This window comes from Streptomyces sp. NPDC046939 (assembly GCF_040644575.1).
Lineage (GTDB): Bacteria > Actinomycetota > Actinomycetes > Streptomycetales > Streptomycetaceae > Streptomyces.
The window spans coordinates 19,154-39,318 of record NZ_JBEYWV010000045.1 but is presented as its reverse complement, the minus strand read 5'-3'; the positions used below and the strand labels follow the sequence as shown (position 1 = coordinate 39,318).

Annotated in this window: 14 protein-coding genes and 2 pseudogenes; 8 read left to right on the top strand and 8 right to left on the bottom strand. The window is 72.1% G+C overall.

From position 1 onward, the window contains the following. Positions 1 to 239: 239 nt before the first annotated feature. A pseudogene (locus ABZ877_RS35610) lies at positions 240 to 1,189 on the top strand (TIGR03557 family F420-dependent LLM class oxidoreductase). A 96-nt stretch (positions 1,190 to 1,285) separates the two neighbouring features. Beyond that, the gene (locus ABZ877_RS35605; protein WP_361079994.1) at positions 1,286 to 3,082 is read left to right on the top strand and encodes a thiamine pyrophosphate-requiring protein; all 1,797 of its coding nucleotides are present in this window, start codon (positions 1,286 to 1,288) and stop codon (positions 3,080 to 3,082) included. Positions 3,083 to 3,166: 84 nt separating this feature from the next. Here ABZ877_RS35605 and ABZ877_RS35600 read toward each other — a convergent pair whose 3' ends face one another. The 6 genes and pseudogenes from ABZ877_RS35600 to ABZ877_RS35575 all read right to left on the bottom strand — a co-directional run bounded on the left by ABZ877_RS35600 (position 3,167) and on the right by ABZ877_RS35575 (position 9,744). Beyond that, a complete protein-coding gene (locus ABZ877_RS35600; protein WP_361079992.1) occupies positions 3,167 to 4,657 on the bottom strand; it encodes an ornithine decarboxylase in 1,491 nt (496 codons plus the stop codon). Positions 4,658 to 4,910: 253 nt separating this feature from the next. After that, a pseudogene (locus ABZ877_RS35595) lies at positions 4,911 to 5,246 on the bottom strand (PRC-barrel domain-containing protein); the annotation flags it as partial. A gap of 115 nt (positions 5,247 to 5,361) precedes the next feature. Beyond that, entirely contained in the window at positions 5,362 to 6,555 is a 1,194-nt protein-coding gene (locus tag ABZ877_RS35590; protein ID WP_361079990.1) for a Gfo/Idh/MocA family oxidoreductase, read from the bottom strand. 143 nt (positions 6,556 to 6,698) lie between these two features. Next, positions 6,699 to 7,562, bottom strand: coding sequence for a carbohydrate ABC transporter permease (locus tag ABZ877_RS35585; protein ID WP_361079988.1), 864 nt, complete (start codon positions 7,560 to 7,562; stop codon positions 6,699 to 6,701). Beyond that, complete coding sequence (locus ABZ877_RS35580) at positions 7,562 to 8,494, bottom strand: sugar ABC transporter permease (RefSeq protein ID WP_361079986.1); 933 nt, start codon at positions 8,492 to 8,494, stop codon at positions 7,562 to 7,564. The genes ABZ877_RS35585 and ABZ877_RS35580 overlap by 1 nt, the downstream gene beginning before the upstream one ends. Next, positions 8,491 to 9,744 carry a sugar ABC transporter substrate-binding protein gene (locus tag ABZ877_RS35575; RefSeq protein WP_361079984.1) on the bottom strand — a complete coding sequence of 418 codons (1,254 nt, stop codon included), beginning with the start codon at positions 9,742 to 9,744 and terminating at the stop codon, positions 8,491 to 8,493. The genes ABZ877_RS35580 and ABZ877_RS35575 overlap by 4 nt, the downstream gene beginning before the upstream one ends. 145 nt (positions 9,745 to 9,889) lie before the next feature. Here ABZ877_RS35575 and ABZ877_RS35570 point away from each other — a divergent pair, with 145 nt between their 5' ends. The 4 genes from ABZ877_RS35570 (at position 9,890) to ABZ877_RS35555 (ending at position 14,140) form a co-directional block, all read left to right on the top strand. Continuing rightward, complete coding sequence (locus ABZ877_RS35570; protein ID WP_361079982.1) at positions 9,890 to 10,375, top strand: flavin reductase family protein; 486 nt, start codon at positions 9,890 to 9,892, stop codon at positions 10,373 to 10,375. Between the two features lie 119 nt (positions 10,376 to 10,494). Continuing rightward, positions 10,495 to 11,028 (top strand): 2Fe-2S iron-sulfur cluster-binding protein, encoded by a 534-nt coding sequence (locus ABZ877_RS35565; RefSeq protein WP_361079980.1) that lies wholly within the window; start codon positions 10,495 to 10,497, stop codon positions 11,026 to 11,028. Next, entirely contained in the window at positions 11,025 to 12,014 is a 990-nt protein-coding gene (locus ABZ877_RS35560; protein ID WP_361079978.1) for a xanthine dehydrogenase family protein subunit M, read from the top strand. The genes ABZ877_RS35565 and ABZ877_RS35560 overlap by 4 nt, the downstream gene beginning before the upstream one ends. 26 nt (positions 12,015 to 12,040) lie before the next feature. Next, positions 12,041 to 14,140: a xanthine dehydrogenase family protein molybdopterin-binding subunit gene (locus tag ABZ877_RS35555; RefSeq protein WP_361079976.1), complete on the top strand. Its 2,100-nt coding sequence runs from the start codon at positions 12,041 to 12,043 to the stop codon at positions 14,138 to 14,140. A gap of 28 nt (positions 14,141 to 14,168) precedes the next feature. On the opposite strand, the gene ABZ877_RS35550 is transcribed toward ABZ877_RS35555, so the two are convergent. After that, a complete protein-coding gene (locus ABZ877_RS35550; protein ID WP_361079974.1) occupies positions 14,169 to 14,579 on the bottom strand; it encodes an ATP-binding protein in 411 nt (136 codons plus the stop codon). Between the two features lie 88 nt (positions 14,580 to 14,667). Continuing rightward, positions 14,668 to 16,200 (bottom strand): glycine betaine/L-proline transporter ProP, encoded by a 1,533-nt coding sequence (proP, locus tag ABZ877_RS35545; protein WP_361079972.1) that lies wholly within the window; start codon positions 16,198 to 16,200, stop codon positions 14,668 to 14,670. 324 nt (positions 16,201 to 16,524) lie between these two features. Between proP and ABZ877_RS35540 the strand changes: the two genes are divergently transcribed. Further along, the gene (locus ABZ877_RS35540; RefSeq protein ID WP_361079970.1) at positions 16,525 to 16,794 is read left to right on the top strand and encodes a GlsB/YeaQ/YmgE family stress response membrane protein; all 270 of its coding nucleotides are present in this window, start codon (positions 16,525 to 16,527) and stop codon (positions 16,792 to 16,794) included. Between the two features lie 188 nt (positions 16,795 to 16,982). Next, positions 16,983 to 20,129 (top strand): discoidin domain-containing protein, encoded by a 3,147-nt coding sequence (locus tag ABZ877_RS35535; RefSeq protein ID WP_361079968.1) that lies wholly within the window; start codon positions 16,983 to 16,985, stop codon positions 20,127 to 20,129. The last annotated feature ends 36 nt before the right edge of the window (positions 20,130 to 20,165 follow it).

Here is a 20,165-nt window from a genome sequence, read left to right as displayed (position 1 = left end):
CCTGACCCGCACAAAGAGCACGGGCCGACACACCACCCGGCCCGACCACACGAAGGACACGGGCCGACGCGCCACCTGGCCCGGCCCGCACTAGGGGCTCGGCCGACACACCGCCCGGCCTCCGTCCGCTGCCTCGGGCGTGCCCGGAAGTGGCGGGCACCGCATCTCGTTCCGCTCGGGGCGTCGCGGGTACTCGGCCGGCCGTCAGGATTTACGCGCAGAGTTCCAGGAGGCCGCGCATGACTACGTACGGGTACTTTTTGTCCTCCGAGGAGTTCACCCCCGCCGAGCTGCTCGCTCAGGCCCGCGCCGCCGAGCAGGCCGGGTTCCGGGCGCTGGCGATCTCCGACCACTTTCATCCGTGGAACGACGCGCAGGGGCAGGCCTCGTTCGTCTGGTCGATGATCGGCGCCTTGTCGCAGGTGACGTCGTTGCCGGTGACGACGCTGGTCACCTGCCCGACCGTCCGGATGCACCCGGCGATCAACGCGCAGGCCGCGGCGACGGCGGCGGTGCTCACCGAGGGCAACTTCCGGTTCGGCATGGCACCGGCGAGGCCCTGAACGAGCACATCCTCGGCGACGCCTGGCCGGAGGCGCCGCAGCGGATGGAGATGCTGGAGGAGGCGGTGCACGTGATGCGCCGGCTCTTCACGGGCGAGCAGGTCACGCATCACGGCACGCACTACACCGTGCAGAACGCCCGGCTCTACACCCGGCCCGACAACCCGCCGCCCCTGTACGTCTCCGGGTTCGGCCCGCAGGCCGCCGCCCTCGCCGGCCGGATCGGCGACGGCTTCGTGACGATGACGCCGGACGCGGACCTGGTCGGCCAGTTCCGGCGCGCGGGCGGCGGCCAGAACCCCGTGATCGGCGGGTTGAAGGTGTGCTGGGGCCCCGACCGGGCGCAGGCCGTGAAGACCGTGCACCGGCTGTGGCCCAACGAGCAGCTTCCCGGTGAGCTGCCGCAGGTCCTGCCCACACCCGCCCACTTCGAGCAGGCGTCGCAGCTCGTCACCGAGGAGATGGTCGCGGACTCAGTGGTGTGCGGGGACGACGCGGAGGCGCACATCCGCGCGGTGAAGGAGTTCGCCGACGCCGGGTTCGACGAGGTCTACGTCAACCAGATCGGCCCGGACCAGCAGGGTTTCTTCGACTTCTACCGGTCCGAGATCCTGCCCCGGCTGTAGGGCCGCGCATGGAGGCCCGGATGACGGACACCCGGAATCCGGCATCCCCTCGCAGCAAAAAAGTCGCCGAGGAACACGACCAGGAAAGGAGTCACCGTGTCGAAGAAGGTCTCCGACCACATTCTCGAGCGCCTGCGCGACTGGGAGGTCGAGCATGTCTTCGCCTACGCGGGCGACGGCATCAACGGCCTTCTCGCCGCGTGGGGGCGCGCCGACAACATGCCCGAGTTCGTCCAGGCCCGCCACGAGGAGATGGCCGCGTTCGAGGCGGTCGGCTACGCGAAGTTCTCCGGCAAGGTCGGAGTCTGCGCGGCGACCTCGGGGCCCGGCGCGATCCACCTCCTGAACGGCCTGTACGACGCCAAGCTGGACCACGTGCCGGTCGTCGCCATCGTCGGGCAGACGAACCGCAGCGCCATGGGCGGCTCCTACCAGCAGGAGGTCGACCTGCTGAGCCTCTACAAGGACGTGGCCTCCGACTTCTGCGAGATGGTGACGGTCCCCGAGCAGTTGCCCGCCGTCATCGACCGCGCGTTCCGCACCGCCTACGCGCGGCGCACCGTCACCGCGATCATCGTCCCGGCCGATGTGCAGGAGCTGGACTACTCGCCGCCGACGCACGCCTTCAAGATGGTCCCGTCCAGCCTCGGCATGTCCTCGTACGCGCCCGTCCCCGCCGACGACGACCTCCTGAAGGCGGCGGAGGTCCTGAACGCGGGCGAGAAGGTCGCGATCCTCGTCGGCCAGGGCGCGCGGGGCGCCCGCGCGGAGGTCGAGCAGGTCGCGGACGTGCTCGGCGCCGGTGTCGCGAAGGCACTGCTCGGCAAGGACGCGCTGCCCGACACCCTGCCCTACGTCACCGGTTCCATCGGACTGCTCGGCACCCGGCCCTCGTACGAGCTGATGCAGGAGTGCGACACCCTCCTGGTGATCGGCTCCAGCTTCCCGTACACGCAGTTCCTGCCGGAGTTCGGGCAGGCGCGGGCCGTGCAGATCGACATCGACCCGCACATGATCGGGTTGCGCTACCCCTTCGAGCTGAACCTCGTCGGTGACGCGCGGAAGACCTTGTCCCGGCTGCTGCCGCATCTGCGCGAGAAGTCCCATGGCAAGTGGCGCAAGAAGATCGAGAAGGATGTCGCGCGCTGGTGGGAGGTGATGGAGCGGCGCGCCGCCGTGGAGGCCGATCCGATCAACCCCGAGTACGTGGTGCACGCCCTCGACGCACTCCTGCCGGACGATGTGATCCTCGCCGCGGACTCCGGCTCCGCCGCCAACTGGTACGCGCGCCACCTGCGCCTTCGCGGCTCGATGCGCGGCTCCCTGTCGGGCACGCTCGCCACGATGGGGCCGGGTGTGCCGTATGTGATCGGGGCGAAGTTCGCGCATCCCGGCCGGCCCGCGATCGCGATCGTCGGCGACGGGGCGATGCAGATGAACGGCATGGCCGAGCTGATCACAGCCGCGAAGTACTGGAAGGAGTGGCGCGACCCGCGGCTCGTCGTCGCCGTCCTCAACAACCAGGACCTCAACCAGGTGACGTGGGAGATGCGCGCCATGTCCGGGGCGCCGCAATTCCTGCCCTCGCAGGCGCTGCCGGACGTCGCGTACGCGGACTTCGCCCGCTCCATCGGCCTGAACGGCGTACGGGTGGAGAAGCCGGACGAGGTGGAGGGCGCGTGGCGGCAGGCGCTCGCCTCCGACCGGCCGTTCGTGCTCGACTTCCGCACCGACCCGGCGGTGCCGCCGATCCCGCCGCACGCGAGCCTGGACCAGATCGAGGCGGCGGCGACGGCGATCCTCAAGGGTGACCCGGACACCGCGGACGTGGTGAAGCAGGGGTTCAAGGCGAAGGTGCAGGAGATGCTGCCGGGCGGCAAGCACGACAAGTAGGCGCCCCGGCTGCCGTCACCTTCGCGCCGGCGGCCGTCACCTCCGCCTCGGTGGCGGCAGCCGGCGCGGCACCCGGCGTCAGCGTCAACCCGTCTGTCCGGGCTCCTCGTCCGCGACCACCCGCACGGTGCGGAACTCCGGGTCGGCGGCGTCCGGCAGGTTCATCCCGGCCTCGACGCCGGTGGCCAGATAGGCGAGGACCGGCTCGGTCAGCCGCTCCCCCGGCAGGATCGCGGGGATGCCGGGCGGATACGGGGTCACCATCTCCGCCGCGACGCGCCCCGCGGCCTTCTCGACCGGCACGTCCTCGGTACGGGAGAAGAACGCGTCCCGGGGCAGACACGCCTGCTCCATGCGCAGCTCATCCGGGTCCGGGAGCCGCACCTCGGGAGCCGGGTCCCAGTCGCGCGCCGCCTCGGCGAGGTCCCGCAGCGCGGAGACGAGCGGGCGGGTCGTCTCGTGGCTGTCCGCGTAGGTGAGCTGGACGTTGATGCGGCGGTGGTCGGCGAGGTGGACGTTGATGTCCTTGTGCTCGCGGAGCCAGTCCGCCGCGCGGTAGCCGGAGAGGGCGGGGTTCGAGAGGTCGATGACGACGGGCAGCGGGTCGAAGTCGTCGGCGAGGCCGGGGCCGCAGAAGTCGGAGCGGTCGTTGACGTGCATGCCGTCGATCGTCTCGATCTCCGCGCGCACCTCGGCGGCGAGTTCGAGCGCGTGGGTCAGCAGTTCGCGGCCGCGCAGCGCCATCTGGCGGCGCCAGGCGTCCAAGCCCGCGAAGATGAGGACCGACGGGCTGGTCGTGCCCCACAGGTCGGCGCGGTTCTTCAGGACGTCGGGCGCGACGAGGTCGCCCTGCAAGTGGAAGACGGAGCCCTGTTCGAGGCCGCTGCCCATCTTGTGGATGCTGGTGACGCAGACGTCGGCGCCCGCGTCCATCGCCCACGACGGCAGGTCGGGGTGGAACGGCAGGTGCGCGCCCCACGCCTCGTCGACGATGAGCGGCTTGCCCCGGCGGTGCAGGACGTCCGCGATCGCCTGGAGATCCGCGGTGGCGCCGTACGGGGTCGGGCTCGTGACCAGCGCTCCCCTGGCCTCGGGGTTCGCCTCCAGGGCGGCCTCGAAGTCGGCGGGGGACGGCGGGTGGGCCAGGTGGCGCTCGGCGTCCCAGCGCGGCTCGACCCACACCGGCACGATGCCGGACAAAATCAGCGCGGACACCACGGACTTGTGGGCGTCCCGGCCGATCAGGAGCTTCTCGTGCGGGCCCGCCACCGCCAGCATCGCGGCCTTGACCGACAGCGAGCTGCCGCAGGTGGTGAAGAAGGTGTGCGTCGCGTGCACCGCGTCCGCCATCAGGTCCTCGGCGTCCTTCAGGTACTGGCCGCGCTGGCGCCGGTCGTCGAGGCCGCCGGAGGCGAGCAGGTCGCCGAGGAAGACGCCGTCACCCAGGATCCTGCGGGCCTCCGGGTCGGCGCCGCGCGCCTGTTTGTGGCCGGGCGGGGTGAACGCCAGCATCTCCGCCTTGCGGTAGGCGTCGACGGCTTCCAGGAAGGGGGCTTTCGTATGGTCCTTGGGCATGCCCGGACGTGTTCCCCGAAGTGTCCGCTTTCCCACCTGCGGCTCCACGGGGCGCGGCGCCGGGTGCTCACAGGTGAGGGCCGGGCCGCGCTGGGCGGCCCGGCCCGTGGGCCTGGTGCTCACATGTGTCCGGCCGTCAGATGGTGGGGCGGCCGGTCGCCGACGTGCCCCCGCCCGGGGTGCGCGGGGTGCCGGGGGTGTCGGAGACACCGGGTGTGCCCGGGGTCCCGGGGGTGCGGGTGACGCCGGTGGAGCCGTAGTACGAGCCGAGCTGCTCGTGGTACCCGGCGTCGCCCAGGTGCTTCTCCTTGTCGAACTCGGGCGCGTGCTTGATCTCGTCCTTGGTGCGCGCCACCTGGATCGTCTTCGCCTCGGCGTCGATGCCCGTGATGGTGCCGGCGGGCAGCAGGACCTCCTTGCCGAAGATCCACGGGCCGGTGTCGACGACGATGTACTGCGATCCGACGTCGTTGGAGTGCTTGTCCACCTTGCCGATGTGGCCGTCGGTGGCCTCGACCTTGTACCCCGTCAGGTCGGCGTTCGGAGTGTGACCAGCACTGGCCGGGTAGTTCCAGATGTTCTCGGTCATAGTGCTTCCCTCCGTCCTCGGGTCGCTCTCGGGCAGGCGGTGCGCGGCCGCACCGTGCGTCCTGTCCCGCGACTCCACCCGACTATCCGTCGGCCCCGCCGCTAAACGGGCCGTGTCACCGCTGGCCGTTTTCGAACCATCGCGCGAGCTCCGGATCGACGCGGGCGACGGTGACGGGACGGCCGTCGGCGCGCAGGGACTCGGTCGCCGCGACGCCCGCCGCGACGGCCTCGCGGGCGGCGACCGGGCTGGTGTCGGTCGCGCCGCCGTCGCGGACGAAGCGCAGGAACTCGGCGACGAGCCGGGGGTCGGAGCCGCCGTGCCCGCCGTCGCCGGGCGCCGGCATGGGGACGACGAGATCGGCGTCGGCGCGGTAGCCGCCGCGCCGCTTCCAGACCCGTACCTCGGCGCTCTCGTCGAGGTCGCCGAAGTTCTCCAGGCGACCCTCGGTGCCGATGACGGTGTAATTGCGCCAGTAGTCGGGCGTGTAGTGGCACTGCTGGTAGCTGGCGTGCACGCCGCCTTCGAGCCGCATCACCATCATCGACAGGTCCTCGACGTCGACGACGGGGTTGAGTCCGGTCAGGGAGAGCGGCGGCCAGTTGTGCTCGGGGTCGTACCAGTCCGGCATGACCGCGCCGGGCGCCTGGCCCGAGCGGTCGGTGATGTCGCCGTAGACGGTGAGGCCGCCGAGCGCGCTGACCCGCTCGGTGTAGGCGCCGGCCAGCCAGTGGATGACGTCGAGGTCGTGGGCGCCCTTCTGCAGGAGCAGGCTCGTGGTGTTGCGGCGGTCGGCGTGCCAGTCCTTGAAGTAGAAGTCGCCGCCGTGGCCGACGAAGTGGCGGCACCAAACGGCTTTGACGTCGCCGATCTCACCCCGCTGGATGAGGTCGCGCATGACGCGGACCACCGGCATGTGGCGCATGTTGTGGCCGACGTACAGCCGGGCGCCGCCCTCGCGCGCCGCCTTGAGGACCCGGTCGCAGCCCTCGGTGGTGATGGCGAGCGGCTTCTCCAGGAAGACGGCGACGCCGGCCCGCAAGAGGTCGACGGCGAGTTCCTCGTGGGTGTGGTCGGGGGTGATGACGAAGACGGCGTCGAGGTCCTCGGCGGCGAGCATCTCCCGGTGGTCCGCGTAAGGGCGGACGTCCCCGCCGAACCAGGTGCGGGCCCGGTCGAACATGGCGGGCGCGGTGTCGGCGACGGCGACCACGGTGGAGCCCTCGCCGGGGTGGTGGGCCTCGCGGGCGAGGGTGGCGCGCTGGCCGAGGCCGATGACGCCGAGGCGCAGGTCGCGGGTGTCGGTCACGCGTGCTCAGCCTTTCATGCCGGAGAAGGCGGAGCCCCGGGGTGGGGCAGGCCGGATCACCCGCACGCTATTTGCTCGGAGTTGACGCGTCAATGGATGTTTGAATCAACTTCGCGCATCGCGGGTCGGCTGCCCCCGCCGCGTCAGTCGATGCCCGAGCGTTCCACCCCCGCCACGATCCACCGCTGGAACAGCAGGAACACCACCAGCAGCGGCACGATCGACACCGCCGCCGCGATGAACAGCTCGTGCAGCCGCACCACTTGGGAGGTGGTGAACGACGACAGGGCGACCTGCACCGTCCACGCGTCGCGGTCCTGGCCGATGACGAGCGGCCACAGGAACGCGTTCCAGGCGCCGATGAAGACGATCGTGCCGACGGCCGCGAAGACGGGCCGGGCGTTCGGGACCACCACCAGCCAGTACGTGCGCCAGTGCCCGAGCCCGTCGACGCGGGCCGCGTCCTCCAGCTCCGCGGGGAAGCCGAGGAAGTACTGGCGGAAGACGAAGCAGGCGAACGCGGAGAACAAGGTCGGGACGATGAGCCCGCGCAAGGTGGAGACCCAGCCGAGCGACGACACCAGGACGAACGTCGGTACGAACGTCACGGCCGCCGGGACCATGAGGGTGCCCAGGATCGCGTAGAAGACCTTGTTCGCGTGGCGGTACGGGATGCGGGCGAGACCGTAGCCCGCGAGCGAGGCCAGCAGCAGCGTGCCGAGGGTCGTCGCGACGGCGATCAGCGCGGAGTTGAGCAGGGAGCGCGTGAAGGGGACCGAGGTGTCGTCGAACAGCTCGCGCAGATTGCCCCACTGCACGTCGGAGGGGAAGAACGTCCAGTCGGGCGAGGTGATGTCCTGCTCGGTGGCGAGGCCGTTGCGCAGAAGCAGGTAGAAGGGGACGAGGAAGAGCACCGCGAGGGCGATGAGGAGGACGAGGCGCAGGGCGCGGCCCGCGCGCACCAGGGCGTCGCCTTGTTCGAGCGGGGCCTTGCGGACCGGTGGCATCAGTCCGCCTCCTTCCTGCCGAGCCCGAACCAGCGGGCCTGCCCGATCGTGACCACCGCGATGATCAGCGCGAGCAGCACGGCGCCCGCGCTGCCGAGCCCGAGGTTCTGGCCCTGGCCGAGAGCCGTGTAGTAGAGGTAGACGAGCGGCGGGCGCGCGTAGGGCGGATAGCCGCGGGCGTCGGAGAGCAGGTTGTAGAACTCGTCGAACGCCTGGAAGGCGTTGATGACGAGGAGCAGCACGACCGCCACGGACGTGGCCCGGAGCTGCGGGAACGTGATGTGCCGGAAGACCTGCCAGCCCGGCCGGGCCCCGTCGACGGCGGCGGCCTCGTAGAGCGTCGGGCTGATGCGTTGCAGGCCCGCCAGGAAGAGGATCATGTAGAACCCGGCCTGCAGCCACAGCCGTACGGTGACGATGACCAGCCAGTACCAGGGCGGGTCGGTGGTGGAGAGCCAGGCGACGGAGTCCGCGCCGGCGTACCCGAGCAGGGTGTTGGCGAGCCCGAAGCGTACGCCGTTGAAGATCGACATCTTCCAGATCAGCGCGGCGACGACGTAGCTGCACGCCGCCGGGAGGAAGAAGACCGAGCGGAAGAACGCCTGCGCGCGCCTCAGCCGGTTCACCATGAGGGCGAGGGCGAGCGAGGCGGCGTACGTCGTCGGCACGATGAAGAGGGTGAAGACGCAGAACGTCCACAGGCTGCTGCGGAACGCCTCGTCGCGCAGGAGCGCCGTGTAGTTGTCGAGGCCGACGAAGTCGTCCGGGGTGACCGTGTTGTGGGCGTCGAAGAAGCTCAGCCAGACGCTCCAGCCGAGCGGGACGTACGTGAACAGGCCGAGGCCCAGGACGAACGGGCCGACGAAGACCCAGAACCACCACGCCCGGTCACGGGCGACCCGCTTCGCGGACCGCGACTGCGCGGCGCTCACTTGGCGTTCACACGGGCCAGCTCCCCGGAGACCTTCCGCACGACCGACCTCAGCTCGCTCTCCGGGTTCGCGCCGTCCTTGATGATGCGGTTGAGGGCGTCCTGGTAGGCGGTCTGGGAGGCCGGGGTCCACAGGAGCGGCTGGGCGTAGCCGTGGTCGGTGGTGAAGCGGACGGCGTCGGCCGCGGCCCCGTCCTTGAGCTTGTCGGCCTTCTTCGCGAGGGAGATGCGGGCGGGGATGTGGAAGCCGTAACCGAGAGCGAAGTCCTCCTGGTAGTCGGTGCGGTCGATCCAGAGCCACTTGAGGAAGTCCTTGCCGGCCTGCTGGTGCTTGCTGCGGGTCGATACGGCCGCCGCGTAGGCGCCGACCGGCACGGAGGGGGCGCCGTCCGCGCCGTCCTTCGGGAACGGCAGCACTCCGAAGTCGTCGCCCAGCGCCTTCCGCACGGCGGGCAGCGCCCAGAGCCCCGACCACTGCATGGCCGTGAGCCCCTGTGTGAACGCCGACGGGTCCGACCAGTCGGCGGGCGCGCCGAGCAACAGGGACTTGTCCGCGTAGAGGCGGTGCAGCTTGCCGAGGGCGCGGGCGGCGGCGGGGTCGTCGAAGCCGACCTTGCCGTCCTCGGTGACCAGGGAGAGGCCGGCGGCGTAGAGCGGGGTGCCGCCGAGGACTCCGGCGCCGGCGTCGTTGCCGAGGAAGAGCCCCTTGACCTTCTTGTCGGTCAACTCGGCGGCGGCGTCGACCAGTTCGTCGAGGGTCTGCGGGGGCCGCACCCCGGCGTCGTCGAGCATGCTCTTGCGGTAGAAGAGCATCTGCATGTCGATGACCTGCGGGATGCCCCAGATCCTGCCGTCGTGGGTCTTGGGGGCGAGCACGGCCGGGTTGAAGTCGTCCTTGACGCCGTCGAAGAGTTCGGTGAGGTCCGCGACCTGCTTGCCCTGGATCTGGTCCAGGGAGGGCCCGTTGACCTCGAAGACGTCGGGGCCCGAGGCGGTGAGCAGCGCGGCGGCGGTCTGCTGGTCGTAGTTGCCGGGCCGCCACTGAACACTGACCCGCGCCTTCTTGTAGGCGGCGGCGTACTTCTTCACCGCTTGTTCGGTGCCTTGCTCCCCGTACTGGTGGTACCACTGCGACAGTTCGGGCCCCTTGCCCGACCCGTCCCCTTCGTCGCGGCCCGTGTTCGAGCCGCACGCGGTGAGCAGCCCGAAGGCGGCGCCGGTGGCGAGCAGTCCCCTGCGGCTGATGGTCATGACACCTGTCCCCAGTCTCGGTCGGTCGTCCTTGTGCGTACGAACCTGGTGTGGCTATCCAGGCCGCCCGACGATCAACCCTGCGAACCCGATCCGAACGGCGGGAGAGCCGCATACACGTCCCCCTTCCGGCCACAAGAGGCCCATGACTGACTTCGACGCCTTCACCGACCTCGTGGTGGACTCGCCGGTCCACGTCGTCACCACCGCCGCCGACGGTCAGCGGGCGGGCTGCCTGGTCGGGTTCGCCGGACAGTGCTCGATGGAGCCGGCGCGGTTCGCGGTGTGGCTGTCCAAGGTGAACCACACCTACCTGCTCGCCCGGACGGCGGACACGCTGGCCGTGCACCTGCTCGGCCGGGACCAGCGGCACCTCGCGGAGCGGTTCGGGGCGCTGTGCGGCGCCCGGCACGACAAGTTCGCCGGTCTCGACTGGAGCGAGGGGCCGGGCGGGGCGCCCGTCCTCGGCGACGCGCTCGCCTGGTTCGCGGGGTCGGTGCACGCCACGTTCGACACGGGCGACCACGTGGCGTTCGTCCTGGACCCGAGCCGCACGCGGGTGTCGGAGACGGTCCGGGGGCCCGCGCTCTCCCTGCGGGACACGGTCGACATCGCCGCCGGTCACCCGTGAGGACACCGCCGGACGCACCCGCCGACATGCCGCGCGGCGACACCTGGCCCAGGCTGGGTACACGCCACGTGCACCCCAGTGCAGCCCAGCCGACGCGCCACCCCGAGGAGCAGGCCACCATGCCCACCGACGCCTTCCGTTCGGAAGTGTCCCTGACGGTCAACGGGAGCCCGTACCGCCTCCCGCTCGACCACCGCACGACCGTCCTCGACGCCCTGCGCGAGCACCTCGGCCTCGTCGGCGCCAAGAAGGGCTGCGACCACGGCCAGTGCGGCGCCTGCACGGTCCTGGTCGACGGGCGGCGCGCGAACAGCTGTCTGCTCCTCGCCGTCGCCCACGACGGCGCCGAGATCACGACGGTGGAGGGCCTGCGCGGCTCCGCCGACGACGAACGGCACCCCTTGCAGGAGGCGTTCCTGGAGCGGGACGCCTTCCAGTGCGGCTACTGCACGCCTGGCCAGCTCTGCTCCGCCGTCGGCGCCCTCGCGGAGGCCGCGGCGGGCCACCCCTCCCACGTCACCCCGCCCGGCGCCGCCACCGGCGGGCCCGTGGAGCTGACGCGGGAGGAGATCCGTGAGCGGCTCAGCGGCAACCTGTGCCGGTGCGGCGCCTACCCGCACATCGTCGAAGCCGTCGAGGACGTGATCCGGTGAAGCCCTTCGCGTACGTACGCGCCCGCACGGTCGAGGAGGCCACCGCGGCCCACGCGGGCCGGCCCGGAGCCCGCTATCTGGGCGGCGGCACCAACCTCGTCGACCTGATGAAGCTCGGTGTGGAACAGCCGGGGAACCTGATCTCCGTCACCGATCTTCCGCTGGACTTCGTCGAGGAGCTGTCCGACGGGTCGCTGCGTGTCGGCGCGACCGTGCCCAACAGCGACCTCGCCGCGCACCCCCTGGTCCGTGACCGCTTCCCGCTGCTGTCCCAGGCCCTGCTCGCGGGTGCGTCGGGCCAGTTGCGGAACATGGCGACGACCGGCGGCAACCTGCTCCAGCGCACCCGCTGCCCGTACTTCCAGGACACGGCGAAGCCGTGCAACAAGCGGGAGCCGGGGACGGGGTGCGGCGCGCGCGACGGTGTCCACCGCGACCACGCCGTCCTCGGCCACTCGCCGCAGTGCATCGCGACGCACCCCTCCGACATGGCGGTGGCGCTCGCCGCGCTCGACGCCCGGGTGGAGCTGCGCGGCGGCGCGGGGCCGCGCTCCGTGCCGGTGACGGAGTTCCACCGGCTGCCCGGAGACGAGCCCGAGCGCGACACGGTGATCGAGCCCGGCGAGCTGATCACCGGTGTGCTGCTGCCCGCCGGGTCGGCCGGACTGCCCTCCCTGTACCGCAAGGCCCGCGACCGGGCCTCGTACGCCTTCGCGCTCGCCTCCGTCGCCGTGGCGCTCGACGTGCGCGACGCGGTGATCCACGACGTCCGGCTCGCGTTCGGCGGGCTCGCGCACCGGCCCTGGCGGGCCGTGCGCGCCGAGGAGGCGCTGCGTGGCGGGCCCGCCACGGACGAGGCGTTCCGCGGCGCCGTCGACCTCGAACTCGCCGCCGCCCAGCCCCTGCGGGACAACGGCTTCAAGGTGCCGCTCGCCCGCAACCTCGCCTGCGACGTGCTGCGCCGCCTGGCGGGCACCGCCGCCTGAACAGGTTCCGAGAAGAAAGAGGCATCATGCCGGACACGGTCAGCGCACTCGGTACGCCCGCCGGGCGCAGGGAGGGACCCGCGAAGGTGACGGGCACCGCCCGCTACGCCGCCGAACACACCCCTCCGGGCTGCGTCCACGCCTGGCCCGTCCCCGCCACGGTCGCGCGCGGCACCATCACGTCGGTCGACGCCTCGGCGGCGCTCGCGCTGCCCGGCGTCATCACCGTCCTCACGCACGAGAACGCGCCGCGCCTGACCGAGCCGGAGGACGCGACGCTCCATCTGCTCCAGGATGCGCGGGTCCCCCACTGGGGCTGGTTCGTGGCCCTGGCCGTCGCCGACACCCTGGAGGGCGCGCGGGAGGCGGCCGCCGCCGTGCGGGTCTCCTACGCCGAGGAGCCGCACGACGTGGAGCTGCGCGCCGATCACCCCGACGCGTACGTGCCGGAGGACACGGACGGCACATCGGGCGAGCATCTGCGCGGCGAGGCCGACAACGCGTTCGCCGCCGCGCCGTTCCGCGTCGACGTCGCGTACCGGGTGCCGCCGCTGCACAACCACCCCATGGAGCCGCACGCCGCGACCGCCGTCTGGCAGGACGGGCGGCTGACCGTGCACGACTCCAGCCAGGGCGCCACCAAGGTGCGCGACACCCTCGCCGATCTGTTCACCCTGGACAAGGAGCGGGTCACGGTGGTCTCCGACCACGTCGGGGGCGGCTTCGGCTCCAAGGGGACGCCCCGGCCGCAGCCGGTGCTCGCCGCGATGGCGGCCAAGGTGACCGGACGGCCCGTCAAACTCGCCCTGCACCGGCGCCATCTGCCCGCCGTGGTCGGCCACCGCTCCCCCACCCTGCACCGGCTGCGGCTCGCCGCCGAGGCCGACGGGACGCTGACCTCCGTGATCCACGAGGTGACCTCCCACACCTCCCGCATCAAGGAGTTCCCCGAGACGGCCACCGCCCCGACCCGGGTCATCCACCCCTCGCCGCACGCCAGGACCACCCAGCGCGTGGTGCCGCTCGACGTGCCCAGCCCGTCCTGGATGCGCGCCCCCGGCGAGGCGCCGGGCATGTACGCGCTGGAGTCCGCGATGGACGAACTCGCCTCGGCGCTCGGCATGGACCCGGTCGAGCTGCGCCTGCGCAACGACACCGACACCGAGCCGGACAGCGGCAAGCCCTTCAGCAGCCGCCACCTGGCCGAGTGCCTGCGCGAGGGCGCCCGGCGCTTCCAGTGGTCCCAGCGCGACCCGCAACCCCGCTCACGGCGCGAAGGAGCCTTGCTGATCGGTACGGGCGTGGCCGCCGCGACGTACCCGGTGATGGCCTCCCCGAGCCGCGCGAGCGCCCACGCCCACCCGGACGGCGGCTTCGACATCAAGGTCAACGCCACGGACATCGGCACGGGCGCCCGTACGGTCCTCGCGCAGATCGCGGCCGACGCGCTCGGCGTCCCCCTGGAGCGGATCCGCATCGCGATCGGGGACAGCGATCTGCCGGACGCGCCGCTGGCGGGCGGCTCCTCGGGCACGGCGTCCTGGGGCTGGGCCGTCCACGAGGCGGGCAAGCGGCTGGCGGAGACCCTGGCCCGGCGGCGAGGGGAGCCGTTGCCGCCGGAGGGCATCGGCGTCACGGCCGACACCGCGGGCACGGCGGACGCGGACAGCGACTACGCCCGGCACTCCTTCGGCGCCCACTTCGCGGAGGTGTCCGTCGACACGGTCTCCGGTGAGGTGCGGGTCCGCCGTCTGCTCGGCGTGTACGCGGCCGGGCACATCCTCAACCCGCGCACCGCCCGCTCCCAGTTCGTCGGCGCCATGGTGATGGGCCTGGGCATGGCCCTGACCGAGGGCAGCACCATGGACCCGGCGTTCGGCGACTTCACCGAGTGCGACCTGGCCTCGTACCACGTGCCCGCGCACGCCGACGTCCCCGCGATCGAGGCGCACTGGATCGACGAGGACGATCCGCACATCAACCCGATGGGCAGCAAGGGGATCGGGGAGATCGGCATCGTGGGCACGGCCGCGGCCATCGGCAACGCCGTGCACCACGCCACCGGCGTCCGGTTCCGGGAGCTGCCCCTGACGCCGGACCGGATCCTGACCGGCGACGGGATCTGACCGGCGACGTGGCCTGGCTCCGTGCCGGTCAGGCCACGTAGTCGGGGCGGAAGCAGGCGGTGACGTCCTTGCCGCGGGGGCACGGGTGCGCCTCCCAGGTCTCCGCCAGCGCGTCGATCAGGAGCATGCCCCGGCCGCCGAGGGCGTCGTCGTCCGGGTCCCGCCGCCGGGGCGGCTTCGGCGAGGAGTCGTGCACGGTGACGTGCAGGCAGTCGCCGTCCCAGGTCAGGACGAGCAGGGCGGTGCTCTTGGCGTGCACGTGCGCGTTGGTGACGAGCTCCGATACGGTGAGCAGGACCGCGTCCACCGTGTCGGGCGCGTCGTCCAGCCAGCCCAGTGCGCGCAGATGGTCCCGGGTCCAGTCCCGGGCCGCCTTCACGCCGCTGCTCAGCGGCAGCGACCGGGCCCACCCCACGGCGCGCAGGGAGGAATCGTCCATCGTCATGGCTCCTAGGTCTTTTCGAGGGTCCCCACCGTGTGCCCGCTAAAAGCCGGATGAGACGGGCCCGCCGCGGGGCCGCGCCTCCTCATCCCTTGCCGTCGGGCTTCTTGGCGCGGTTCCGGCCGCCGAGCGGGTGGCGTACGCGGAGCCAGACGTCGCGGGCGTGGCGCCCGGCCTCGGTGCGGCTGCGGGCCACGAGCGCGCGGGCCTCGGCGGCGGTCTCGACCATCGGCCCGGAGCCGCGCAGCGGCCGGCCCGCAGTCTCGTGCAGGAAGAACGTGGAGACGAGCCCGACCGCGCCGGCCACCATCAGGTAGTACGCGGGCACCAGCGTGTTCCCGGTCGTGTCCACGAGGAACGAGGCGAACAGCGGGGTGGTGCCGCCGAACACGGAGACCGAGATGTTGAAGGCGATGGACAGGGCGCCGTAGCGCAGCCGGGTCGGGAACAGCGCGGGCAGGGTGGACGCCGAGGTCCCGGCGAAGACGACCAGGAGCAGTCCGAGGAGCACGCAGCCGAAGGCGGGCGAGAGGATGCCGCCCTCCCTGATGAGGATGAACGCGGGCAGGGCGAGGACGATCATCGCGATGCTGCCGCCCATGAACAGGGGCCGTCTGCCCCACCGGTCCGAACTGCGGCCGACGGCGGTGATGGTGAGCACGACGAGCAGCATGGTGCCGAGGACGAGGAGCTGCGCCGTGGTGTCGCTCTCGCCCAGCGTCACCGTCATGTAGGTCGGCAGATACGACGTCACCATGTAGTTCGTGACGTTGTAGAGCAGCACGAGGCCCATGCAGATGAGCACGGCCTGCCAGTGCTGGGTGAAGATCTCCCGCAGGCGGCCCTTGCCGGACTGCCGGGCCGCCTCGACGGGGTCGGTCCCGTCGCCGTCCTCCCGCGCCGACGCGGCATGGGCCGCCTCCTGCTGGAACGCGGGTGTCTCCTCCAGCTTCATCCGCATGTACAGGCCGATGAGGCCGAGCGGCCCCGCGATGAAGAAGGGGATGCGCCAGCCCCAGCTCTCCAGGCCGTCGGAGCCCAGGGTCAGGGTCAGGACGGTGACGAGGCCCGAGCCGAGCGAGTAGCCGACGAAGGTGCCGAAGTCGAGCCAGCTCCCGAGGAAGCCGCGCCGCTGGTCGGGCGCGTACTCGGCGATGTAGGTGGTGGCGCCCGCGTACTCGCCGCCGGTGGAGAAGCCCTGCACCAGCCGGCACAGGAGGAGCAGCAGCGGGGCGGCGAAGCCGATCGCGGAGTACGTCGGCAGGCAGCCGACCGCGAAGGTGCTGACCGCCATCATGATCATGGTGGCGGCGAGGACCCGCTGGCGGCCGATGCGGTCGCCGAGCGGTCCGAAGACGAGGCCGCCGAGCGGCCGGACGAGAAATGCCGCGGCGAAGGTGGCGAACGTGGAGACCACCTGGGCGCCCGGCGAGCTGGAGGGGAAGAAGACTTTTCCGATGGTGCCCGCCAAATAGGCGTAGACCCCGAAATCGAACCACTCCATGGTGTTGCCGAGCGCGGCGGCCGTCACGGCGCGGCGCACCGCCGGGCGGTCCGACACGGTGACGTCCGCGGCGCTGAGCGCTTTCTTGCGGCGCCGCAAAAGGGTGCGCACCATGCGGTCCGTCGCTGCGCTGGACCTGCGTGTTTCGTGCGGAGAGCCTTTCACCATCAGGCTTTGTCTCCCTGTGCCGGGTGCCGCATTTGGCCGTCAGCCCTGAAAGTCGTCCCGCCGCAAAATTATGTCGGGCGTATTGGCCCGGCAACTTCTCCGCCGCGCGCGGAGGGGTGTCCCTCGAAGCCGGGGACTTTCGTCCTGTGTACGACGAGCCGATGGGGACATAAGAACCGATGCCGGAGCTGATCAGCTCGTCGGGCGGCTTATCGCGATTCACGATACGAACGACAAGCACGAACACGGACGACACGGAAGGACCTCATCGTGGGCATCATCGCCTGGATCCTCATCGGCCTCATCGCGGGAGCGATCGCCAAGGCACTCATGCCGGGCAAGGACCCGGGCGGGTGCCTCGTCACCATGCTGATCGGCATCGTCGGCGGTCTGCTCGGCGGCTGGCTGGGCAAGGTCATCTTCGGGGTCCACTCCATCAACGGCTTCTTCCACCTCTCCACGTGGATCGCGGCGATCATCGGCTCGGTGATCGTCCTGGTGATCTACCGTCTGGTGACGGGCCGGCGCACGGCACGCTGACCCCCGCCCGCTCTCACCTGGCCGACCGCGCGCCGGGCTGCTCGCACCGAGCAGCCCGGCGCGGTCCGTGTCCGGACCGAACGGGCCCTGTCACACCCGTTGACGCGCTTCACCCCGGCGACGAAGAATGTGCGGCACTTCCTCCCTGACAACGTTGTCCACGCTGTCTCCGCAGAAAGGCCGCGCACGTGCCGCACCTACCCCGCCAGGTCGACCGCCGACGGTTCCTCCAGCTCATCGGCGCCGCCACCGGCACCGCGACCGCCCTGCCCGCCGTGCTCGGCGCCTCTCCCGCCTCCGCGTCCACGGCCTCCACCGACGGCCGTCCCGGCACACCGCCCGACGCCGTCGCGGCCACCTACCACCGTGTGCTGCTCACCCACACGCGCTGGTCCGAGACCCAGTGGGACGAGGCCAAGGGCTACTACACGGACAAGGACTTCGGGTTCGCCGTGGTGCTCGGCAACGCCGTCCTGCTCACCCACGGCACGTACGACAGCGACCGCGCCGGAGTCGACCGCGACACGCTGAAGCGGCGCACCCTCGCGACATTGCGCCACTTCGCCGCCTCGAACCGGCTCACGGGCGGGACGCAGTGGGGCCGCAAGCTCTTCTTCGACACCACGTTCCAGTCGTACTTCGTCCTCGCCGCGCGGCTGCTCTGGGCCGACCTCGACGCCGCGACCCGCGACGCCGTCGACACCATCACCCGCGAGCAGGCCGCCTACACGGTGTCGCTCGGCACCGGCGACGACCCCGCCTCCGGCGACTGGACGCCGAACGGCCTTTCGGGCGGCCATGTCGGCGACACCAAGCTCGAAGAGATGGGCCTGTACGCGCAGACGCTCGCCCCCGCCCTGGCCTGGGCCCCGGACGACCGCAGACGCCCGGACTGGGCCGCCGCGTACGGCACCTGGTCGCGCAACGAAGCCGGACTGCCGCCCGCCGACCTCGCCAACCCCGCGCGCGTGGACGGCGTCCCCGTCTCCCACAACACCGCCCGCAACCTGTACGACACGTTCATCGTCGAGAACCACGGCTCGTTCGGCCCCCACTACCAGGAGGAGCTGTGGCGCACCTCGGGCCGGAACGCCGCGCACTTCCTCGCGGCCGGGCAGCCGCTGCCCGAGGTCCTCACCGAGCAGCCCAACGCCGCCCCGCTCTGGCGCACCCTCCTCGGCGTCATGAGCGACGCGGGCGAGCCGCTGATGCCCATGGTCAACGACCGCGAGCACCTCTACGGCCGCGACGTCATCCCGCTGACGTTCCTCGCCCGGGTGACCGGCGACCGGGCGGCGGCCCGCGCCGAGGAGGAGCTGGCCGCACGCCTGGAGGCGTACCAGAAGTACCCGCCGGAGTACCGCCTGGCGAAGTTCTCCGGCGAGCCCAAGTACGAGCCCGAGGCGCGCGCCGAACTCGCCATCAGCTACCTGCTGCACGTGTGGGCCGCCGCCGCGGGCCGCCAGGTGCGGCCCCTGTCCCGCACCGAACTGTTCGCACACGCCTCGGGCGTCACCGACTTCGGCACCGGACCCGGCCTCGTCTCGCACCAGACGCGCGCGGCGTGGGCGGGCGCGGTCACCAAGCCCGGCTTCGTGAAGTTCGCCTGGCAGCCCGCCCACGACGACTGGCTGTTCAGGCTGAGCGGCGGCACCCCGATGTTCCTGCCCTCGACCGGCGCGAAGGTCACGACGCGGACGGTGCGCCTGTACGAGTCCGTGCGCGACGGCTTCGACGGCAGCGCGACGCTGCTGCGCCTCGCGACCGGTTTCGCCGGTTTCACGACGCTGCCGACGGGCGCCGTGGTCTACGCGACGGACGGCACCGCCCCCGGGGAGGGCCACCTGGAGGTCCACAACCTCACGATGCCGGGCGTCGCGGGCCTCGACGGCGCCCGCACCTACCGCTACGAGGAGGGACAGAGCACCGTCCGGGCGCAGGACGCCACGCTCGCCGCCCCGGCCGCCTCCGGGCGCGTCGACGAACTGGCCTTCGCCGCCACCGAGGTACGGCACGTCCGCATGCTCGGCGTGCGCCCCGACCCGGCGTACGGGTACTCGCTGTACGCCGTCGAGGTCCGGCACGGGGCGGACGGCACGGACCTCGCGCGCGGCCGCACGGCGACGGCGTCCTCCGCCGACTCGGGCAAGGGCGCCGCGCTCGCGGTGGACGGCGACGCGGTGAGCCGCTGGGCCGTCTCCAGGGCCGACCGCGCCCGCGCCGACAGCTGGTGGGCGGTCGACCTCGGCGCCGCCCAGGAGATCGACCACGTGACCCTGCGCTGGGAGGCCGCCGCCGGCCGCGCCTACCTCCTCCAGGGCTCGCTCGACGGCGAGCACTGGGACGACCTCGTGTCCTGGCCGACCCCGACGGCGAGCAGCCGCGGCGGCTGGCTCGACATCGACGGCCGGGCCGGTCTCGTCGTACGCGGTGACCTCCCGCTGTCCGTCTACGGCGACACGATCGTCCTGGCGGACGGCCCGGCGGCACCGCTCGTGGTCGAGGGCCTCCCCGACACGTCACCGAGTGAGCTGCGCGCCCTGGCCCGCCAGGCGGCGCCCATGACGGACACCGACACCGTGCGCGCCGCACTCACCGACACGTATCTCAGCCTGTTCAATCTCTCGGGCGACGCCGTGACCGCCCAGGTCACCGTCGTGCAGAGCGGGGCGCGCCGCGCGGTCTTCGAGGGCGTGCAGAAGGTGACGCGCGACGGCATCACGTACGAGGCCGTGCTCGACGCCGCGTCGGCCGCTCTGCTGGCTCCGCGCTTCACCCTGTCGCCGCTCACCGGGCGGGCGCTGCCCACGGGGCTGCGGGTGGAGGTCGTCGACGGCGCGACCCTGCGCCTGTCCGGCCCCTCCTGCCACCTCCGCGTCGAGGGGCAGGGCCGTGCCACGGTGGCGACGGTGCGCGCGGGCCGGACGACGACGGTCACCCTGCACGGCGTCGCCGCTTACCCGCACGACGACCTCGCCCTCGGCCGGAACACCTTCCCGACGAGCCCGCTGCCCCCGGGCATGTCGGACCCGGCGGCGGCCGTCGACGGTGACCCGCACACGGCGTGGACCCCGGGCCCGGACGGCCGCCTCGTCGTCGACCTGGGGGCGGAGCGAGCGGTGCGCACGGTCGAGGCCGAGTGGACCACCGGCAACGCGCCCACCGGACGGGGCGAGCTGAGCCGCGACGGCCTCGCCTACCAGCAGGCGGGCGACGTCACGGGGCACGGCCGCACGCACCGCCTCGCCACGACGGGCACCGCGCGCTATGTCGCGTTCAAGGTCACCGGGGCCGTGCGGCCCGGGGCGCGGCTGGTCCGGCTGACCGTGCGCTGAGCGGCGCACGGTGGTTGTCGCCTGCGCGCGGGCCAC